18 protein-coding genes are annotated in these 18,720 nt (G+C 65.5%); 3 read left to right on the plus strand and 15 right to left on the minus strand.

Annotated elements, in window-relative coordinates:
* Positions 1 to 112: 112 nt before the first annotated feature.
* A complete protein-coding gene (locus tag B597_RS37780; RefSeq protein WP_003293811.1) occupies positions 113 to 1,750 on the plus strand; it encodes a VRR-NUC domain-containing protein in 1,638 nt (545 codons plus the stop codon).
* Positions 1,747 to 4,026, plus strand: coding sequence for an ATP-dependent DNA helicase (locus B597_RS37785; RefSeq protein ID WP_003293812.1), 2,280 nt, complete (start codon positions 1,747 to 1,749; stop codon positions 4,024 to 4,026). Before B597_RS37780 ends, B597_RS37785 begins: the two co-directional genes overlap by 4 nt.
* Positions 4,027 to 4,690: 664 nt before the next feature.
* Here the strand turns inward: B597_RS37785 and B597_RS37790 are convergent.
* Genes B597_RS37790 through B597_RS37850 form a run of 13 tightly spaced genes read right to left on the minus strand, consistent with a single transcriptional unit; the run spans position 4,691 to position 17,002 of the window.
* Positions 4,691 to 4,933, minus strand: coding sequence for a DUF2274 domain-containing protein (locus B597_RS37790; RefSeq protein WP_003293813.1), 243 nt, complete (start codon positions 4,931 to 4,933; stop codon positions 4,691 to 4,693).
* Positions 4,930 to 6,201 (minus strand): TraB/TrbI/VirB10 family type IV secretion system protein, encoded by a 1,272-nt coding sequence (locus B597_RS37795; RefSeq protein WP_024162187.1) that lies wholly within the window; start codon positions 6,199 to 6,201, stop codon positions 4,930 to 4,932. Before B597_RS37795 ends, B597_RS37790 begins: the two co-directional genes overlap by 4 nt.
* Positions 6,202 to 6,203: 2 nt before the next feature.
* Positions 6,204 to 7,196, minus strand: coding sequence for a P-type conjugative transfer protein TrbG (gene trbG / locus B597_RS37800; RefSeq protein ID WP_024162188.1), 993 nt, complete (start codon positions 7,194 to 7,196; stop codon positions 6,204 to 6,206).
* The gene (trbF, locus tag B597_RS37805) at positions 7,193 to 7,897 is read right to left on the minus strand and encodes a conjugal transfer protein TrbF (protein ID WP_024162189.1); all 705 of its coding nucleotides are present in this window, start codon (positions 7,895 to 7,897) and stop codon (positions 7,193 to 7,195) included. The genes trbG and trbF overlap by 4 nt, the downstream gene beginning before the upstream one ends.
* Positions 7,898 to 7,909: 12 nt before the next feature.
* The gene (gene trbL, locus B597_RS37810; protein ID WP_024162190.1) at positions 7,910 to 9,295 is read right to left on the minus strand and encodes a P-type conjugative transfer protein TrbL; all 1,386 of its coding nucleotides are present in this window, start codon (positions 9,293 to 9,295) and stop codon (positions 7,910 to 7,912) included.
* Positions 9,292 to 9,612 carry a hypothetical protein gene (locus B597_RS37815; protein ID WP_024162191.1) on the minus strand — a complete coding sequence of 107 codons (321 nt, stop codon included), beginning with the start codon at positions 9,610 to 9,612 and terminating at the stop codon, positions 9,292 to 9,294. The genes trbL and B597_RS37815 overlap by 4 nt, the downstream gene beginning before the upstream one ends.
* Before the next feature lie 12 nt (positions 9,613 to 9,624).
* Positions 9,625 to 10,350 (minus strand): P-type conjugative transfer protein TrbJ, encoded by a 726-nt coding sequence (gene trbJ, locus B597_RS37820; protein WP_017677040.1) that lies wholly within the window; start codon positions 10,348 to 10,350, stop codon positions 9,625 to 9,627.
* Positions 10,347 to 12,800 carry a conjugal transfer protein TrbE gene (gene trbE, locus B597_RS37825; protein WP_024162192.1) on the minus strand — a complete coding sequence of 818 codons (2,454 nt, stop codon included), beginning with the start codon at positions 12,798 to 12,800 and terminating at the stop codon, positions 10,347 to 10,349. Before trbE ends, trbJ begins: the two co-directional genes overlap by 4 nt.
* A gap of 15 nt (positions 12,801 to 12,815) precedes the next feature.
* Positions 12,816 to 13,088, minus strand: a complete 273-nt coding sequence (locus tag B597_RS37830; RefSeq protein WP_003291752.1) for a VirB3 family type IV secretion system protein — start codon at positions 13,086 to 13,088, stop codon at positions 12,816 to 12,818.
* Positions 13,085 to 13,468, minus strand: a complete 384-nt coding sequence (locus B597_RS37835) for a TrbC/VirB2 family type IV secretion system protein (RefSeq protein WP_003291753.1) — start codon at positions 13,466 to 13,468, stop codon at positions 13,085 to 13,087. The genes B597_RS37830 and B597_RS37835 overlap by 4 nt, the downstream gene beginning before the upstream one ends.
* Positions 13,465 to 14,541 (minus strand): P-type conjugative transfer ATPase TrbB, encoded by a 1,077-nt coding sequence (trbB, locus tag B597_RS37840; protein WP_003291754.1) that lies wholly within the window; start codon positions 14,539 to 14,541, stop codon positions 13,465 to 13,467. Before trbB ends, B597_RS37835 begins: the two co-directional genes overlap by 4 nt.
* Complete coding sequence (locus tag B597_RS37845; RefSeq protein ID WP_003291756.1) at positions 14,538 to 15,002, minus strand: ribbon-helix-helix protein, CopG family; 465 nt, start codon at positions 15,000 to 15,002, stop codon at positions 14,538 to 14,540. Before B597_RS37845 ends, trbB begins: the two co-directional genes overlap by 4 nt.
* Complete coding sequence (locus B597_RS37850; protein ID WP_003291757.1) at positions 14,999 to 17,002, minus strand: conjugal transfer protein TraG; 2,004 nt, start codon at positions 17,000 to 17,002, stop codon at positions 14,999 to 15,001. The genes B597_RS37845 and B597_RS37850 overlap by 4 nt, the downstream gene beginning before the upstream one ends.
* On the opposite strand from B597_RS37850, the gene B597_RS47085 reads away from it, so the two are divergent.
* Positions 16,997 to 17,272: a hypothetical protein gene (locus B597_RS47085; protein ID WP_152028182.1), complete on the plus strand. Its 276-nt coding sequence runs from the start codon at positions 16,997 to 16,999 to the stop codon at positions 17,270 to 17,272. The two genes, B597_RS37850 and B597_RS47085, sit on opposite strands and share 6 nt — an antisense overlap.
* On the opposite strand, the gene B597_RS37855 is transcribed toward B597_RS47085, so the two are convergent.
* Both B597_RS37855 and B597_RS0223520 read right to left on the minus strand, forming a co-directional pair.
* Positions 17,239 to 17,517, minus strand: a complete 279-nt coding sequence (locus B597_RS37855) for an EexN family lipoprotein (RefSeq protein ID WP_003291758.1) — start codon at positions 17,515 to 17,517, stop codon at positions 17,239 to 17,241. The genes B597_RS47085 and B597_RS37855 overlap by 34 nt on opposite strands.
* Positions 17,514 to 18,458: a LysR family transcriptional regulator gene (locus B597_RS0223520; protein ID WP_003291759.1), complete on the minus strand. Its 945-nt coding sequence runs from the start codon at positions 18,456 to 18,458 to the stop codon at positions 17,514 to 17,516. The genes B597_RS37855 and B597_RS0223520 overlap by 4 nt, the downstream gene beginning before the upstream one ends.
* Between the last annotated feature and the right edge of the window lie 262 nt (positions 18,459 to 18,720).

The raw sequence follows: 18,720 nt of genomic DNA on the forward strand, positions 1-18,720 counted from the left end.
GGCCTCGATCCACTCCGCTGATCAGCCAGGGATTGCCAAAACCCGCTTCAGCTGTATAAATAGCCAGTCTTTGAGCGGGCCGTTCGCGCCCCCCGGCTGTAGCGGATGTGCGATGCGTCAGGCCCTGGAAAACCCCTTCTACTATCTCGAGAACTTTCGGCAGGTGCTGGGCTGGGTAGGCCAGCACCATGGCGATCTGCTCGACGAAACCGAGCGTGCATTCATCGACGGCTTCGCACAGCTGCCACAGGCGTCTCAGGCCCTTCTGGTACGCATGGTCATGCGCAAGGGCGAGCTGTTCCGCGCAAGCAAGCTGCGTTACCCGGAAATCGGCTGCCCGCATGGAGCGGCAAGTGCGCTGATCCAACACGGCTGGATCGAAGTCGACCGACCGCTCACGCTGGAGCAACTGTTCGGCCTGCTGACCAAGCGCGAACTGCTTCAGATCGTCGGCTCACCTGCATCGGCCAGCCTGCGCAAGGCCGAGCTCCTGGAGCGGTTGCATGAAGCTCAACATTCGGCGAAGCCGTTCAGCGAATGGTGCAAGGGTGTCGAGGATGCGGTGTTCGCCCTGTCTATCGACCAGCTCTGCGAGCGACTGCGACTGATGTTCTTCGGCAATATCCATCAGGACTGGTCGGAGTTCGTCCTCGCCGATCTTGGGGTCTATCGCTACGAACGGGTGCCCTTCTCACCCGCCTCCCGCGCGTTCGGCTGCCGCAGCGAACTGGATGCGTACCTGCACCTGCACCGCTGCCGCGAGCGCTTCGATGCCGGCGAGACGCAGGCCGAAATCCTGGCCGACGTGCCGGCGGTGCCTTTCACCAACACCTGGCTGGAAAGCCGCCGCGGCAAACTGCTGCTGCGCCTCGGCCAGCAGTTTGAGCGCCTCGGCGAACTCTCCGAGGCGCTGCGCGTGCATGCCGCCAATGCCTATCCCGGCGCGCGTGAGCGGGCGATTCGCGTGCTGGAGCGCTGCGGCCAACCAGAGGCAGCGCTGGAACTGCTGCTGCAGGCCCAGGCTGCGCCGGAAAGCGAGCATGAGTCGCAGCAGATCCAACGCATCCTGCCGCGCCTGCAGCGCAGCCTGGGTACCCCGACGGATCGCGCTCGCAGCCGCAAGCCGGAGCAGCTCGAGCTGGTTCTGCCCAGGTCCGGCTGTAACGTCGAACATGCGGTACGGGAGTTCCTGGCGACGCCGGAGGCTCCGGTTTATTACGTCGAGAACGCCTTGGTCGGTTCGCTGTTCGGCCTGCTCTGCTGGGACGCGATATTCGCACCATTGCCCGGCGCTTTCTTCCACCCGTTCCACTGGGCGCCGGCCGACCTCAACCGCGCGGATTTCCACCGGCGACGTGCCAACCTGTTCGCCACGTGCCTGGCCTGTCTCGACCGCGATGACTACCGCGACTGCATCTGGCGCACCTTCAAGGCGAAGTTCGGCATCCACAATGCGTTCGTCGCCTGGGGGCTGGTCGACGAGCAACTGCTTGCACAGGCGCTGGATTGCATTCCGGCGTCGCATCTGAAGCTGATGTTCCAGCGCATCCTGGTGGATGTCAGTGGCAATCGTACCGGTCTGCCGGATCTGGTCCAGCTGTGGCCGGGGCAAGGCCGTTATCGCATGATCGAGGTGAAAGGTCCGGGCGATCGCCTGCAGGACAACCAGAAGCGCTGGATCGACTATGCCCACCAGCACGGCCTGCCCATCGCGGTTTGCCATGTGCAATGGGCCGAGGTGGTGGCGTGAGCTATCGGGTCGCGGTGCGTGCGCTCTGTGAGTTCACCGCCAAGGTTGGCGATCTGGATCTGCGTTTCACGCCCTCGCCCAGCGCACTGGAAGGCATCGCCGGCCACGCTCAGGTCAGCGCAAGGCGCGGCGAGGGCTACGAGCGCGAAGTCGCGCTGGAAGGCCAATACGGGCAACTGAGCGTACGCGGCCGTGCCGACGGTTACGATCCGGCACGCAACCGCCTGGAAGAGATCAAGACCTTTCGCGGCGATCTGCAACGCCAGCCGGCCAATCATCGTCAGCTGCACTGGGCCCAGGCAAGGATCTATGGCTGGCTGCTGTGCCAGGCGCGCGGGCTCGATGATGTCGAACTGGCGCTGGTCTATTTCGATATCGTCAGTCACAAGGAAACGCTGTTCACCGAGCGCCACAATGCGCAGGAATTGCATGCGTTCTTTGAAACCCAATGCCGACGCTTCATCGATTGGGCCGAACAGCAGCAGGCGCACCGGGCCGCTCGTGACCAGGCGCTGGCTGCACTGCGTTTCCCCCATGCCGGCTTTCGCAGCGGCCAACGGCAAATGGCCGAAGCGGTATACAAGGCAGCCTGCACCGGCACCACGCTGATGGCCCAGGCTCCGACAGGCATCGGCAAGACGCTCGCCACGCTGTTCCCGCAGCTCAAGGCGTTTCAGGGCCAGCAGCTGGACAAGCTGTTCTTCCTCGCCGCCAAGACGTCGGGCCGCCGGCTGGCGCTCGACGCCCTGCAAATGCTGCAGCGCCACGGTGCGGGCGCCTTGCGCGTACTCGAGCTGGTGGCACGCGACAAGGCCTGCGAGTACCCGGACAAGGCCTGCCATGGTGAATCCTGCCCATTGGCCAGGGGCTTCCATGATCGCCTGCCGGCGGCACGTGCGGCCGCGCTGGAGTTACCGATGCTCGATCAGGCTGCCTTGCGCGAGGTGGCGCTCGCCCATCAGGTCTGCCCGTACTATCTCAGCCAGGAGCTGGCGCGCTGGGTGGATGCGGTGGTTGGCGACTACAACTACTACTTCGACATCAGCGCCCTGCTCTATGGCCTGACACTGAGCAATGACTGGCGCATCTGCGTGCTGGTCGACGAGGCGCACAACCTGCTCGAACGGGCGCGCGGCATGTACAGCGCCGAGCTCGACCAGCGCGCCTTTGCCGGCCTCGGCAGCAAGGCGCCCGCAGTGCTGAAGCGGCCGCTGGGTCGAATCCAGCGCAGCTGGAATGAGCTGCATCGCGAGCAGACCGCTGCCTACCGGGTCCACCGCGAATTGCCGCTCAAGCTGCTTGGCGCGTTGCAGCAGGCGGTCAGTGCCATCACCGACTATCTGGGCGAACAGCCCGACGGACTGGATGCGCAGCTGCAGCGGGCGTACTTCGATGCCATGCATTTCTGCCGGGTCGCCGAGCTTTTCGGCGAGCATTCGCTGTTCGACATCAGCCTGCTGCCGCCGAAGTCAGCAGGCGGCAGCAGACGATCATGCCTGTGCCTGCGCAACGTGGTGCCCGCTCCGTTTCTTGCGCCCAGGCTGAAGCAGGCCAGGTCGAGCGTGCTGTTCTCGGCGACGCTGAATCCACGGCAGTTCCATGCCGACATGCTGGGCTTGCCCGCTGGCAGCGCCTGGATAACGGTCGAGTCGCCGTTTCAGAGTCGGCAACTGCGGGTATGCCTGGCCGAACATATCTCGACCCGCTATCAGCATCGCGAAGCCTCGCTGGGTGCGGTCGTCGAGCTGATCGCCCGACAGTATGCCGAGCGCCCCGGTAACTACCTAGCCTTCTTCAGCAGCTTCGATTACCTGCAGCAGGTCACCGCGCGGCTGCGTCAGCTGCATCCGGACGTGCCCTTCTGGGAGCAGACCCGCGGCATGCAGGAGGCGGCACGCAACGCCTTTCTCGAGCGCTTTACGGAGCACAGCAAGGGCATCGGCTTCGCCGTGCTGGGCGGCGCCTTCGCGGAGGGCATCGACCTGCCGGGCCAGCGCTTGATCGGTGCCTTTATCGCCACCCTCGGCCTGCCGCAGGTCAATCCGATCAACGAACAGTTCAAGGTACGACTCGATGACCTGTTCGGACGCGGCCTTGGCTATGACTACACCTATCTCTACCCGGGCCTGCAGAAGGTCATCCAGGCTGCGGGACGGGTCATCCGCACGCAAAACGACGAAGGTGTCGTGCACCTGATCGATGATCGCTTCGGCCGCCCGCAGATCCGCCGCCTGCTGCCGAGCTGGTGGGCCCTTTCCGCCAGCACGGACCACTGAGCCGCTTGCCATTCTGGTTGCGTGGGCCACGGAGGCTCGTTATAGTCCTGCGCCGCCGATTCTCCATCGGCACAGTGCAACGCAACCTCCGCCCGGATGGCGAAATTGGTATACGCAAGGGACTTAAAACCTCCTTTGTCAAGTCTTTTTTTCGTAAGTGAGTGGCCCGCAAAGCTAGGAATGGCGCAGGTTTCCATGCCTTCTGGTATGCAGCCTGTGTTGGTCTCTTGAACGGCTAGGAGCCAGCTAGGGGCCAAGCGAGCGGTACAGTTAGAGCAAGCCCGGCGGTAGTCGGGCGAAAATGGACTCGGCAACGAGTCAAGCCAGCCCGAGTGGTGAAACTGGTAGACACAAGGGACTTGAAGCAATTTGAGCCCTCCGGAGGAAACTCCGAAGGTGAAGCCCGTCAAATTCGGTGAACGCCCTGAACGCGCAAGCGTCCGAGCCAACGCCGAGCCAAGCCCTGAATCGAAAGCTTCGTGGGAAGGTGTAGAGAGCAGACGGCGGGCACCTACGGCCGCAAGGCTATGGTGAAGGCGTGCTCCAGACCACGAACAGCGCATGCGCGCTGGCGGCGAAAGTCGAAGTGGTAAGAAAATCCCTCGACCTCACGGTCATGCCGGTTCGATTCCGGCCTCGGGCACCAATCCAGAGCCGCCCCTGTTCACGCAGGGGCGGCTTTTCCGTTTTTGGGCTGCGTGCGCTTGAAGCCCCGATCGCCCGCGATGAATGCCTCCAGCATGTGCGGGATCAGCCTCGTTGCATCGACAACTTCGCCATACGCCTGCGCGTGCAGCGCGGCGTAGCGGTCGAGGTCGGCTTTCAAGCTGGCCGGGCAGGCAAAGGTCAGTTTGACGCTTTCGGTCTTGGGCAGCGGCCCGAGCCGCATCTTCTTGGTCGTGCTCATTGCGAAGCTCCCCGATTGAAGAACAGCGGCTGGTACGGCCGCAGCACCAGATCCCGGTTGACGATGATTCGCACGGGCAGGCCAGGCCGCTCGGTCAGCGTCGGCTGGATGTTCATGTTGCGCCGGGTCATCTCCTGGCCGACCTGATTGATGCTGTCCTGCGCGCTGTCGCGTCCGGCGATGACGATGCGGTTGCCGTCTTGGCGGTTCTCCGGCGCGGCCAGCTCTGCGCCGACGCCCAGCAGCGTCGTCAGCACCGCACCGGCAAAGATGCGGTTCCAGTGCCAGTTCACGTCGTCCTCCAGACCCGCGTAGCCGGCGGGGTCGGTACCCACTAGGTTGTCGAGCGTCAGCGAGGACGTATCGGGCAAGATGATCCGGTTCCACGCCACCTGCACACGGCTCTGCCCGTAGCTGACCTGGCTGTTGTAGCGCCCGAGGATGCGCGATCCCTGCGGGATCAGCAGGAACTTGCCCGTGGCGGTGTCATAGACCGGCTCCGTTACCGTGGCGATCACGTCGCCCGGCAAGTCCGACTTGATGCCCGTCACCAAGGCGCCTGCGATCACCGTCCCGGCCATCACCTGATACGGCGACGCTGGCAGCGCCAGATTGCCGGAATTGCGGGTTTCCGTAGAGCCGGCTTTCAGGAACGTCTCCTTCTGGTCTTGCCGGTTCTGCACGGCGGTCGGGTCGGCAGGCTGGGCCGCCGTCGAAGCCGGCCCGGCAGCGAGCGGGTCGAAGGCCGCGAGCGTGCTTGCTGCACCCGGCGCCGCCTGCGCCACCGTGGCGGCGGCTTGGCCACCCGAGCGGAAGAACACCGACGAAGCCGCAGCGGCTTCTGCCTCTTTGTGCAAGCCGTCGTTGGGGTCGTGGCCGGGGGCTGCATAGGCGGCCACGGCCGGCTGCTGCGAGTTCACGATGGCTGGGCCGAGATCACCCGGCAGCGGCGGCCCCAGCTCGGGCACGGACGTCGGCAAAGGGGGTGGCAGTTTCGAGTAGTCGGCCGGCAGGCCATCCAGCCCTTCGGACTTCGACACGCGATCGACGTTGTAAAGCTCGGTCTGCTCGCTGGCCCCGCGCCGCTGCGGCTGCAATGACCAGATCGTGGCGCCGAGCACGGCAACCGATAGGCTACCGACGAGGATGGCCAGCGTGCGCCGGTTCAGGCGCGTGACCGGGCGCGGCTGGGCGCGCAGCGCCACCGCCTCGGGCGCGACCTTGCCCGCCTGCGGCGTGGCGAAATCGGGGTTGTCGTCCTGGCTCATGGTCAGTTCCTCCGTGCCATGCCATCCGTGCGCTCGATCCGCACCACGTTGCCCTTGTCACCGCCCAGGCGCAGTTCGGCCGCGCCGAACAGCCGATCCACGATGTAGTACGGCGAGCGGAAGCGGTAGTTCACCAGTTGCCCGTCCCCTTCCGGCCCAATCACGAACAGCGGCGGCAGCTCGCCTTGCGCGATGCCGGCGGGGAATTGGATATAGACCTTCTGCCCGTCGTCGAAGGCGCGCAGCGGCTTCCACGACGGATTGCTGCCGCTGATCGTGTAGCGGAAGCGCAGGTTCTCCAGTGCCAGCCCGGTATCGACAGGCGCGGCGGCATAGGCCGCATGCGCCTGACGCTGCAGCGCCAGCATCCGGTCGCGCGGATACTCCCAGGACACCGATGCCATCCACGTCTTTTCCGTCGAAGCCAGCTCCAGCAAGTACGTCCTGCGGCTGGTGGTGATGACGAGATTAGTCTTGAGGCCCGAGCGAATCGGCTTGACCAGCACGTTCACGCGCAGGTCGGCACCGCTGCCGCTGGAGGTGTCGCCCACGATCCAGCGCACGGTATCGCCGGCGGCCACCGTCACCAGTTCCTCGCCCGGCTGGAGCGAAACCACGGTCACGCGGCCCACGGCCGCATAGACCTGATAGAGCGCGCCATCCGTGAAGGGCCACACCTGAATCGCGTTGACGTAGCCCTCGCGCGTGGGCGCGACGCGGGCCTCGGCATTGGCGCGCGAGACACGCACCTTCTCGTCTGTCGGCTCCGGCACAGGCTTGGCGTCCTCGGCGCCTGGCAACGGCTTCAACTGCGCCGGCATCGGCAACACCTCGGGTACGGCCACCACCTCCACCGGTGCAACTGGTTCGGGCAGCGGCTGGGCCTGCACCAGCTCATCGAGCGAGATGGTCGGCGGTGGCTTGCCCTGCGTGGCGCAGCCCGCCAGGGCAAGCAGGATCACCGGCAAGGCGGATTTACGGAAAAGATCATTCATGGCTTGGCTCCTTCGGAAGAGTCCAGTTCGCGGCTCCACGACAGGCCGTTGACGTAGATGCCCAGGGGGTTCTTGCGCAGGCGTTCTTCGGTGCGCGGCGGCTGGAGCACGATGGACACCACAGCCGTCCACCGCTCCAGCCCAGCCGCGGCGCCATTTACGTAGCGGCGTTCGGTCCAGCGCACGTTGAACGACGTGTCGCTGGCGCGCACGACGCTGGTGATCTGCACCGTCACCGACTCCTTGCCGATGCGCGCGAACGGATCGTTCACACGCGCGTAGTCGTTGAGCACGGCTGCACCCTTGTCTGTGGTGTGGTCGTAGGCGTCCAGCCAGTTCTGCCGCACCACGATCGGGTCGATGGACAGCGACCGAACCAGCGTGACAAAGCGCGCGATGTGGTGCGCCGTCTGCGCATCGCTGGGCCGGTACGGCGTGGCGGCTTCGCCCACGGCGCGCACTTGGCCCGCGTTGTCCACCTCTACGACGTAGGGCGTCACGAAGGACTGCGCCGAGCGCCACACCAGGCCGCCGGCCATCAACAGCGCGAGCGTGAGGCAGCCGAAGGCCATCAGCCGCCAGTTCTTCGCCTGCACGCGCGGCGTTCCGATACGGTCGTCCCACACCTGGCCGGCAGCTTGGTACGGCGTGGCAGGCTGCGGCGTGTCGGCGTAGCGCACCTGCGGTTTCTTGAATCGCATGGTCGGTTCTCCTTATGAATCGGAATCGCGCAGGCTCGGCCCCTGGCCGGAGCCGCCGCCATCGCCACCGCGCAGCGCGTGGGCGGTGGTGGTCGCGGCATGGGTGAGTTGCTGGCGACGATGCAGGCGCTTGGCCCAAGCGGGCTGTTCCTGCGTCTGCGCGGTAGCGGCGCCGGATGCGGCCTCGCCTGCGGCGCCCTGACCGGATGCCGCGCCCGCGCCGCCATCGGCGGCAGCGCCATTCCAGCCAGCGCGGAAGGGAGCGGCCATGCGTTGCCCGGCAGCGGAGGCGCGGGATGCAGCCGCGCGTCCGGTGGACTGCGCGCCGGTCTTGGCGACGTTGCCTAGGCCCGCCATCGCGCCCTTTGCGCCGCCGCCAGCGGCGGCGGAACCGGCCTGGAACGCCGACTTCGCACTGCTGGCCGCCGACGTGGCGGCGCGCGCACCGCTACCGGCCAGCTTGGCGGCAGCCGGGGCCATGCGCGCGCCAGCAGCCACGGCGCCACCCACGCCCGTCGCGGCGGCGCCGATGGCGACGGCCGTGCCGGCAGCGCCGACAGCAGCACCGGCCATTGCGCCCGCGCCGAGCTGCGGCGCACCGGACACCAGGCCCGTGGCGATGCCGGGGCCGAAGATCCCGAGCGCCAGCAAGGTGAGCGAGGCCAGCATGATGACCAGCGCGTGGTCGATAGACGGCTCGGCGGGATGGACTTGGAACTGAGCGAACAAGCCCGAGCCGATACCGACGATCACGGCCAGCACCAGAACCTTGACGCCGGAGGCCACCACGTTGCCCAAGACCTTTTCGGCGAGGAACGCGGTCTTGTTCCAGAGCGCGAATGGCACCAGCACGAATCCGGCGAGCGTGGTCAGCTTGAACTCGATCAGCGTGATGAACAGTTGGATCGCCAGCACGAAGAAGCACAAGACCACGACCAGCCACGCGAGGAACATCACCACGATGGGGTCGAGGTTCACGAACACTTCGGGAAAGCCCGCCATCTCGCCGATCTGCTCCAGAATCGGCGCCCCGGCGTCGATGCCGGTTTTCGCCAGCCGGCCCGGCTGCAAGAAGTTCTCCATCGTGATGGCCGAGCCGGTTGCGGTGATGCCCAATCCCGCAAACGAGCGGAACACGATGCTGGCCAGCCAGTTGAAGTTATTGATGATGTAGGCGAAGGCACCGACGTAGAGCACCTTGCGCAGCAGCTTGGCGATCACGTCCTCGCCCTGGCCGGTGGCATGGCTCATGGCCCAATACAGGCCGGCGATCGTCATGTCGATGACGATCAGCGTGGCCGTGAGGAACGCCACTTCGCCCCGCAGCAGCCCGAAACCCGAGTCGATATAAGCGGCAAAGGTGTTGAGGAATTGGTCGATGATGGTCACGTCATTCATGGCGTGTCCTCCGGTTCGGCGGGAACGGCCGGCGCGATGCCATCGGCCGGTTCCTCGAAGCTCGGCGGGATCGGCGGCAGGTCGGCCAGCGTCTGGTATTCATCCGGCCCGGCCTGGCCGGAGAAGAAGCGCCGCCGGAAGGCTTCGGCGGCGGCACGGCAAGCGTCCTCGCCCGTGGCCTGCCGGTCGGCCGCGCATTGCGCGCGCAATGCCTTCAGCCGCACGGGATCGGCGGCCAGGGCATCGGCAAGGTGGTCGGCCGGCTGCTCGCCGCAAGCGGCCAGCAGCGCGACACACAGGACGAGGACGCATCGCATGGCGGCCTCCCGTCAGTTGCCGTAGAAGTTCACGGACTGCGGCGTGTACGGCGTGCCGTCGCCGAGGAAGCGCCGCCGCACCTCGCGGGCGCGCTCCGTGGCTGCCGCCTGCCGCGCCAGCTCCAGCGACGCCGCCCGGTCTTGCGTGATCTGGAGCCGCTGCGACTGGATCGACTGCTTGGCCTGCAAGGCCAGCAATTGATTCATGGCCTGCATCGCCTGCAACGCACCTTCGGCCGACTGGCTCTTGCCCACAAGATCGGCCAGCACGCTTTCGTCTTCGCCCAGGTTCTGCGACACCTGCGCCTGCATCTGCATGGTGGTCTGCAAGCCGTTGAGCGTGTTCCGCCAACGCTCCTGCGCGTCGCGGTACATCTGGTCGCCGCTGACGGTGGCGGCGTACTGCTCGGGATACAGGCGCGCGAACTCCCGATCCAGATTCGTCACGTCGTAGGCCAAGCCCCTGGCCTGGGCGATCAGCCGCTCGGTCGTTGCCAGATTGGCGCGCAACTGGTTCACCACGCTGGACGGCAGGCTGGCGAGGTTGCGCGCCTGGTTCATCAGCATCTGCGCTTCGTTCTGAAGCTGCTGGATCTGGTTGTTGATCTGCTCCAGCGTGCGGATCGCGGTTAGCGTGTTCTGCACGAGGTTCGTCGGATCGACCACGACCCATTGCGCATGAGCGGTGGCGGTGCAAAGCATGGCCGCGATGGCGGCGGCGATAAGGCGCTTTTTCATGACAGGTTCTCCAGGGGTTGGTCAGCGAGGGAGCCCGGCGCGAGGCCGGGGAACGAGGGCAGCAGGTCGGCCGCCCAATCGAGGCCGCGATGGCGCAGCCAGGCGCCCGCGAAGCCGGGCACGCCGGCGTCCAGCAGCACGCGGTCTATGTCGCGCTGGTCTTGCGGCGTGGAAGCGCCCGCAAACGCCAGAGCCGCCGGCCCCAGGTCGAGGTCGAACAGGCGGTTGCCGAGGCGGGATTGGTAGTAGTAGTCGCGCTTGGGCTGCGCGGTGGCGACGATTTCGATCTGCCGCCTGTTGAGGCCGAAGCCCTCGTAGATCGTGCGAATCTGCGGCTCGGTCGCCTGCGGGTTGGGCAAGAAAATCCGACTCGCGCAGCTCTCGATGATCGCGGGCGCGATGCTCGAATCCTTGATGTCGGCAAGGCTCTGCGTGGCGAAGATGACGCTGACGTTCTTCTTGCGCAGTGTCTTGAGCCACTGGCGGATACGCGCAGCAAACACCGGGTCATCGAGGAACAACCACGCTTCATCGAGGATCAGCAGCGTGGGCGCACCGTCGAAGCGTTCATCGAAGCGCGCAAAGAGGTAATGCAGCACGGCCATGACGGCGGCCTTGCTGTGCATCAGCTCCTCCATCTCGAAGCACTGCACGTCGGCCATGCCGAGGCGGTCATGGTCGGCGTCCAGCAGCTTGCCGTGCGCGCCACCGAGCACATAGGGCGACAGCGCCTGCCGCAGCGTGTTTGATTGCAGCAGCACGGAAAGTCCCGTCATCGTGCGCTGCTCCACCGGCGCACCGGCGAGACTTCCCAGCGCCGACCAGATAGCCGCCTTCTCGTCGGGGCCGACCGCCACGCCTTCGTGCAGCAAGCGGCCTTCGATCCATTCGGCGGCCCACGTGCGGTAGCCCTCACGGTCGATGCGCGCGAGTGGCTGGAAGGCGATTTCGCCATCCGTGCTCAGGTCGTAGTGTTCGCCGCCCAGGCCGAGGATCGCGGCCCGCATGGAGCGGCCCATGTCGAAGGCGAAGATGCGTGAACCGCGATAGCGGCGGAACTGCATCGCCAGCGTGGCGAGCAAGACCGACTTGCCCATGCCAGTCGGCCCCGCGACCAGCGTGTGGCCCACGTCGCCGATGTGCGTCACCAGCCGGAACGGCGTCGCGCCATCGGTGCGTGTGACGATCAGCGGCGGGCCGTCGAGGTGGTCGTTCTTCTCCGGCCCAGCCCATACCGCCGACACCGGCATCATGTGCGCCAAGTTCAGCGTCGAGACGATGGGCTGGCGCACGTTGGCGTAGGCGTTGCCGGGGAGCGAGGACAGCCAGGCATCCACGGCATTGAGCGTTTCAGGGATGGTGACGAAGCCCCGACCCTGGATGACGCGCTCCACCATGCGCAGCTTCTCGTCTGCGACGGCAGCGTCCTCGTCCATGACGGTGACGGTCGCCGTCAGATAGCCGAAGGCGACTTGATCGCCGCCCAGCTCCTGCAAGGCAGCGTCGGCATCGGCGGCTTTGTTGTTGGCGTCGGTATCGACCAGCGGGCTTTCCTGCTGGAAGATCGTTTCGCGCAGCAGCGCGATGACGTTCTTGCGCTTGGCGAACCACTGGCGGCGCAGGCGTCCCAACTCCCGTTCCGCTTCGGATTTGTCGAGGCAGAGAAAGCGCGTGCTCCAGCGGTACGCAAAACCGAGGCGGTTGAGGTCGTCCAGAATCCCCGGCCAAGTCGAGGTCGGGAAGCCGCGCACCGACACCACGCGCAGGTGCTGGTCGCCCAGCATGGGCGCCAGGCCGCCGACCAGCGCGGAGTCGGTCAGCAGTGCGTCGATGTGGAACGGCACTTCGGGCACGCCGACGCGGTAGCGCCGCGTCGAGATGGTCGCGTGCAGGTAGGTCAGCGTCTGGCTGTCGTCCAGCCAGGCGATTTCCGGCATCACGCCATCGAGCAGGTCAAAGACGCGATCAGTTTCCGCCACGAAGGCATCGAGTCGGCCGCGCCAGTCCACGCCTTCGGTGGGCCGGTTTTCGTACAGCATGCCCGCTGCGCGGGCGCGTGATTCTTCGGGCGGCAGATACACCAGCGTCAGGTGATAGCCGCTCTCGAAGTGGTTGCCCGAGTCCTCGAAGGTGGCGCGACGTTCCTCGTCCACCAGCCACGACAGCGGCTCAGGAAACTCCGAGTGCGGATAGTCGGCAGCGGGACGGCGTTCGGCTTCAATGAACAGCGCCCAGCCCGATCCCATTCGGCGCAGCGCGTTGTTCAACCGCGCCGACGTGGCTATCAGCTCGCCTTGCGTCGCGCTGTCGAGGTCAGGCCCGCGAAACCGGGCCGTGCGCTGGAAACTGCCATCCTTGTTCAAGACGACGCCCGGTGCGACCAGCCCGGCCCAGGGCAGCCAGTCGGCAAGCAAGGCCGGGCGCTGGCGATATTCGGCGAGATTCAGCATCGCGGCGTCCTCCCCTCACACGTCCAGCAGCGGGCGGTGCTTGATGTGCCGGGCGAAGACCTGCATGAACTGCGGATCAACGCGCGCACCCCACACCGCCAAAGAATGGCCGACGATCCAGAGCACCACGCCGGGAATCCACAGTTGAAGGCCCAGCCCGACGGCGGCGGCCAGCGTGCCGTTGGCAATTGCCACGGTGCGCGGCGCACCGCCCAGCAGGATCGGTTCCGTGAGCGACCGATGCAGCGGCACCTCGAAGCCGGCGGCGAAGGTGTCCGGGGCACTCATACGACGGCCCCGCCGGAGAAGCTGAAAAACGACAGGAAGAAGCTCGAAGCCGCAAACGCGATGGACAGACCGAACACGATCTGGATCAGCTTGCGGAATCCGCCCGACGTGTCGCCGAAGGCGAGCGCGAGGCCCGTGGCGATGATGATGATGACCGCGACGATGCGCGCCACCGGCCCCTGGATGGATTCGAGGATGGATTGCAGCGGGCCTTCCCACGGCATCGAGGAACCGGCGGCCTGCGCGGTTCCGGTCAGGAACAACAGCAGCGCGGCCAGCAGCAGCCCTTGCCCCGCAGGGCGGGCCAGGCAGCGCAGCCGCGCAAGACGCAATGCCGGATTTGCAGAAAAACGGAAAGCAGGAAAAGTCATCTGCGTCATGGCAGTTCTCCAAGTGAGTCAGGGGATGGGGAAGTCGCCGCAGCGGATGCGGCATCGGGGTTTGGCGACAACTCGGGAAACGGCGTGTCCAGCGCGTCCGCCTCCCAATTCGCCAATCGGTAGCCCACGCCGTCGAAGCCGACGACGCGGGCGATGCTCTCGATGCGGCGTTTGCGCCCACGCCCGGCAATGTGGATCACCACGTTGACCGCCTCGGCGATCAGCGCACGCGGCGGGTTCACGGCCACTTCGAGAATCAGTTGCTCCAGGCGCAGCAGCGCGCCCAGCGCGGAACCTGCGTGGATCGTGGCGATGCCGCCGGGGTGTCCCGTGCCCCACACCTTGATGAGATCCAGCGCCTCGGCGCCGCGCACTTCGCCGACGACGACGCGATCAGGCCGCAGGCGCATGGACGAGCGCACCAGCTCGGTCATCGACACCACGCCTGCGCGGGTGCGCAGGGGAACGTGGTCGCGGGCCGCGCATTGCAGCTCCACCGTGTCTTCGAGCACCAGCACGCGGTCGCCCGTGGCTGCGATCTCAGCCAGCAGCGCATTGGCGAGCGTGGTCTTGCCGCTGCTGGTGGCGCCGGCGATCAGCAAGTTCTGCCGCTCGCGCACGGCGCGAACGAGAAAGCCCGCCTGCGCGCTGGTCATCATCCCGTCAATGACGTACCGCTCCAGCGGAATCACGCCGATGGCGCGCTTGCGCAGCGCGAAGGCTGGCCCCGGCGCTGCCGGCGGCAAGATGCCCTCGAAGCGTTCGCCCGTTTCGGGCAACTCGGCGGACAGCAGCGGCTGGCCGCGATGGACTTCTGCGCCGACGTGGGCCGCGATCAGGCGGATGATTCGCTCGCCGTCCGCCTCGGGCAGTTCCACGCCCATCGGCGCGCGCCCACTGGAAAGCCGATCCACCCAAAGGGTGCGATCAGGATTCAGCATCACCTCCACCACGTCCGGGTCTTCGAGCGCGGCGGCGATCAGCGGCCCCATCGCTGTGCGCAGCATCTGGATGCGGCGGTCGAGCGACGTGGCGGTCATGGACTGCCCTTCAGTGGAAATACGGGCGCTCATGACGCACGCTCCCGCGCTTGCGCGGCTGCTTCCGCGTCTTCCATCCGCATTGGGTCGGGATGCAGTTCCTCCACCACGTCGCGCACCAGGCTGCGGCCCCGCAGCAGGTGGCGGCCAAGCTGCTCGGTAAACTGCTCGAAGCGCGCTTTGCCCTGCGCGCGTGCCGCGTCTTGGTGCGCCTCGGGAACCGGCGTGCTGACGGTCAGGTAGTAGCGGATGAATAGCGCCAGCGTTTCGATGGCGATGTTCTGGTCGCGCTCCATGCGCTCGGCCTGGCGCGACAAGCGATCAAGCCGCTTGGCAATGGCCGCCTCGCGCTGGTCAGCGGCATCGGGCGACAGCCACGATGCGAGCGCCGCCGCGACGATGGACGACTTGGACACGCCTTTCTTGGCGGCCAGCTCGTCCAGGCGCTTGGCGTGCTCCGGCTGGATGAACAGGTTGAGGCGGTAGTGGCTCATAGCTCGATTCCGTCGTTAGGGTCGAGGGAAGCCAGCCGGGCCGTGCGCTGCATGGCTGGATCGAGCTGGCGAGGAAGGGGAAGCGGCAAGTCGTCGTCGTCATCGAGCAGCGCAAGGTCGGCCGCGGGCGCGGCCAGCTCGGGGTCGTAGGCGACGGTTTCGGAGAGTTCGGGCTGACGGCGTGGGCCACCGTCGTCGGCCGAAGCGGCGAGGCCTTCGGCGGCATCGGTTGCAGGTGCGGTAGGCGTGGCGGGAATCGCCAGGCCGCTCCAGTCGTCCGGGCGAGTCGGCGGCGCGTCGGCGTATTGCCCGTCTGACAGCGGCGGTGGTGGCAGCACGCGCCGCTTGAAATTGCTGTCCGCGTAGTAGCGCAGCTTCTTCGCCTTGATCGGCGCCACGCTGGACACCATGACCACCGCCTCGTCGGGCGGAAGCTGCATGACTTCGCCGGGCGTCAGCAGCGGGCGTGCGGTTTCCTGGCGCGATACCATCAGATGCCCAAGCCACGGCGCGAGCCGGTGGCCCGCGTAGTTGCGCTGCGCGCGCAGCTCGGTCGCAGTGCCCAGCGTTTCGGAGATCCGTTTGGCCGTGCGCTCGTCGTTGGTGGCGAACGTCACGCGCACATGGCAGTTGTCGAGGATCGAATGGTTCTGCCCATACGCCTTGTCGATCTGGTTCAGGCTTTGGGCGATGAGGAAGCTGCGGATGCCGTAGCCGGCCATGAAGGCCAGCGCCGTCTCGAAGAAGTCCAGGCGCCCCAGCGCCGGGAACTCATCGAGCATCAGCAACAGCTTGTGGCGGCGCTCGATGCCGTCGGAGCCATCGAGCGATTCGGTGAGGCGCCGCCCGATCTGGTTGAGGATCAGACGAATGAGCGGCTTCGTCCGCGAAATGTCCGAAGGCGGAACCACCAGATACAGCGATACCGGGTGCTCGGCAGAAATCAGATCCGCAATGCGCCAGTCACAGCGCGAGGTGACTTCGGCCACCGTGGGGTCGCGGTACAGACCGAGGAACGACATGGCCGTGGACAGCACGCCGGAACGCTCGTTGTCCGACTTGTTGAGCACTTCGCGCGCAGCGGAGGCCACCACGGGATGCGGGCCATCGCCGAGATGCGGCGTGGTCATCATCCGGTGCAGGGTCAGCTCGAACGGGCTGGCCGGATCGGAGAGGAAGTTGGCGACGCCGCGCAGCGTCTTGTCCTCGCCCGCGTAGAGGACGTGCAGGATGGCGCCGACCAACAGCGCATGACTGGTCTTCTCCCAATGGTTGCGCTTCTCCAAGGCACCTTCGGGATCGACCAGAATGTCCGCGATGTTCTGCACGTCGCGCACTTCATGCGCGCCGCGGCGTACCTCCAGCAGCGGGTTGTAGGCCGCCGACTTCGCATCGGTCGGGTTGAATAGCAGGCAGTGGCTGAACCTGCTGCGCCAGCCGGCGGTGATGCTCCAGTTCTCACCCTTGATGTCATGGATGACGGCCGATGCTGGCCAGCTCAACAAAGTGGGCACCACCAGGCCCACGCCCTTGCCCGAGCGCGTGGGCGCGAAGGTCAGGACGTGTTCCGGGCCTTCATGCCGCAGGTACTGGTGCTCGTGCTGGCCGAGGAACACGCCGGCAGGCTGTGTGAGGCCAGCCTTGCGAATGTCCTGCGCGCTCGCCCAGCGCGCAGAGCCGTAGGTGGTGACGAGGCGTGCCTGCCGCGAGCGCCAGACCGACATGGCGATGGCAACGACCACGGCGACCATGCCGCTGATGCCAGCAATGGCACCGCCGGTGTCGAAGACCTCCGGCGCATAGGCGCCGAAGAAGAACCACCACTCAAACAGCTTCCACGGGTGGTAGATCGACGTGCCAAGAAAATCGAACCAGGGCGAGCCAAGGCGTACTTGATAGCCAAGAGCGGCGGCTGTCCATTGTGTGGCGCCCCACACGCCGGCGATCACGATGCCGAATACGACGGCGATCTGACCGAACAGCACGTTCGTCCCTTGCATGACCTGGCCTCCGATTTCTCCTGCGCTGATTCCTCTTGGAAGAAGCGGCACAACAACGTGCTGCAGGCGTCAGGATCGGTGCCGGGTCAGTGCCGGTCAAAGACCGTTTCAAGCAGAAAGGTCGAGCAAAAAGACAGAGTTCGCGCGACGGCGAGCCAAAGAAAAACGCCGCAAGCGATGGCGCATTACGGCGTGTCGGCCAGAAAGATGAAGGCGAGGCGGCGAGCCGCCAACGGTCAGAACTTCGGCGATTCTTTCGGCGGCGTGTAAGGTGTTTCGCCGTCACCATAGAACCGCTTGCGCGTGGCTTCTGCCACCCTGTTGCACAGCACGTCGCCGAGCTGGGAACGGTCGGTCTTGCATTGCTGGCGCAGTTTTTTGAGCCGTTCGGGGTTGGATGCCAGCTCCTCCACCGTCGGAATGCTCGCCTCTGAAACGGTGGGTCTTTGAGGTGCCTCGGATTGGCCGCAGGCAGCCAAGATTGCCACTAACAAGAACGGGATGATCTTCTTCATGGCGTAAGTTTCTCCGGCGGATCAGGATCGTCGCCCAGCTTGGGCCTATGGAAGTCCGGCAATTCGATGGCCTGCACGCGCTCAATGAAGTGCGCCAGCTCATCGGACGGCTCGCTGTCGGGGTACAACAGGTAGGTAGTCAGCGGCGGCACGCGCAACGCCAGCGGTCGGGCTACCACGCCCGAGTCAGGGTTGGCGGCAATGCGCGCGGCACCAGCCAACCCAAGCGCGAAGCCGGCTGATACCAGCGCTATCATCAGATCACACGTAGCAACTCGTTCTGCGACCAGTGGCTCCATGTCCGTCCGGCGTAGTATCCGATCGAAGTGTTTAGCAGGGCCTTCACACACTTGCGGATCACACAGGACAAGCGGATAGCGCAGCAGTTCTTCCAGGGGAATGCGCTTGTGGGCCAGCAGCGGATGCCGCGCAGGCACTGCCACCATGATCGCATCGCTCCAGACTGGTATGGAGGTGATGCCATCGCCCGTTTCATTGGACTGCGCGAACCCCACGTCATATAAGTCGTCATGCAGACCCTTGATCTGCTGAGACAGCGGCACCTCGAAGAAGCGGATTTCGACTTCAGGTTCTTCCTGTCGGCATAGCGCCAGCAAGGCCGCCAAACGCGAGGGTGTGATGCCGTCGGACAAGGCGACGCGCAATTGTCCATGAAAGCCATTCGCCGCCGCTTTCACACTGTCACGCGCTTGTTCCAAGGCAGCGAACACACGGCGCACGTGCTCCAAAAATAGCTTGCCTGCTCGTGTCAGTCGTGTACTGCGAGTGGTGCGGGCAAGTAGCACCACGCCAAGTTCTTCCTCCAATTCCTTTATTGCCCGCGAAAGAGGTGATTGTTCGATATGCAACCGCTCTGCTGCACGGGCGAAGTGCAATTCTTCTGCAACAGCGAGGAAACAGCGTAGATGTCGGAGTTCCATTGTTTTGCCTCCAATGCAACCGGCATGGAATTCATGTCCTGATTAGCGGAGGGCGAATTCCTTCAAAACCAGTGGGCACTTGTTACACGCAGATACGAGACTTTAGGCCGATCCCTTATTCGAGCATCTTGTCTCACCAACGCTACCTACTTGATCTTACGTATGTCTCTTGACCGGCAGCAGTTTGAAAAATCCGCTTCGGATGCACAATTATCACTCTGAACATGAAAATTTTGTACTATCCTGTCGTCGTTTGACATCA

Origin of the sequence: Stutzerimonas stutzeri KOS6 (assembly GCF_000307775.2) — a bacterium.
GTDB lineage: Bacteria > Pseudomonadota > Gammaproteobacteria > Pseudomonadales > Pseudomonadaceae > Stutzerimonas > Stutzerimonas stutzeri_B.

What these genes read in the sequence shown, in the direction of transcription:
- B597_RS37815 (WP_024162191.1), bottom strand. Translation starts at nt 9,612, where the DNA reads ATGCGATGCGTCCTCGTCCTGTGTGTCGCGCTGCTGGCCGCTTGCGGC.
- B597_RS37780 (WP_003293811.1), top strand. Translation starts at nt 113, where the DNA reads ATGCGTCAGGCCCTGGAAAACCCCTTCTACTATCTCGAGAACTTTCGG.
- trbE (WP_024162192.1), bottom strand. Translation starts at nt 12,800, where the DNA reads ATGCTGAATCTCGCCGAATATCGCCAGCGCCCGGCCTTGCTTGCCGAC.
- B597_RS37795 (WP_024162187.1), bottom strand. Translation starts at nt 6,201, where the DNA reads ATGAGCCAGGACGACAACCCCGATTTCGCCACGCCGCAGGCGGGCAAG.
- trbJ (WP_017677040.1), bottom strand. Translation starts at nt 10,350, where the DNA reads ATGAAAAAGCGCCTTATCGCCGCCGCCATCGCGGCCATGCTTTGCACC.
- trbL (WP_024162190.1), bottom strand. Translation starts at nt 9,295, where the DNA reads ATGAATGACGTGACCATCATCGACCAATTCCTCAACACCTTTGCCGCT.
- B597_RS0223520 (WP_003291759.1), bottom strand. Translation starts at nt 18,458, where the DNA reads ATGGAACTCCGACATCTACGCTGTTTCCTCGCTGTTGCAGAAGAATTG.
- trbG (WP_024162188.1), bottom strand. Translation starts at nt 7,196, where the DNA reads ATGAATGATCTTTTCCGTAAATCCGCCTTGCCGGTGATCCTGCTTGCC.
- trbF (WP_024162189.1), bottom strand. Translation starts at nt 7,897, where the DNA reads ATGCGATTCAAGAAACCGCAGGTGCGCTACGCCGACACGCCGCAGCCT.
- B597_RS37830 (WP_003291752.1), bottom strand. Translation starts at nt 13,088, where the DNA reads ATGAGTGCCCCGGACACCTTCGCCGCCGGCTTCGAGGTGCCGCTGCAT.
- B597_RS37855 (WP_003291758.1), bottom strand. Translation starts at nt 17,517, where the DNA reads ATGAAGAAGATCATCCCGTTCTTGTTAGTGGCAATCTTGGCTGCCTGC.
- B597_RS37845 (WP_003291756.1), bottom strand. Translation starts at nt 15,002, where the DNA reads ATGAGCCACTACCGCCTCAACCTGTTCATCCAGCCGGAGCACGCCAAG.
- B597_RS37790 (WP_003293813.1), bottom strand. Translation starts at nt 4,933, where the DNA reads ATGAGCACGACCAAGAAGATGCGGCTCGGGCCGCTGCCCAAGACCGAA.
- B597_RS37835 (WP_003291753.1), bottom strand. Translation starts at nt 13,468, where the DNA reads ATGACGCAGATGACTTTTCCTGCTTTCCGTTTTTCTGCAAATCCGGCA.
- trbB (WP_003291754.1), bottom strand. Translation starts at nt 14,541, where the DNA reads ATGAGCGCCCGTATTTCCACTGAAGGGCAGTCCATGACCGCCACGTCG.
- B597_RS37850 (WP_003291757.1), bottom strand. Translation starts at nt 17,002, where the DNA reads ATGCAAGGGACGAACGTGCTGTTCGGTCAGATCGCCGTCGTATTCGGC.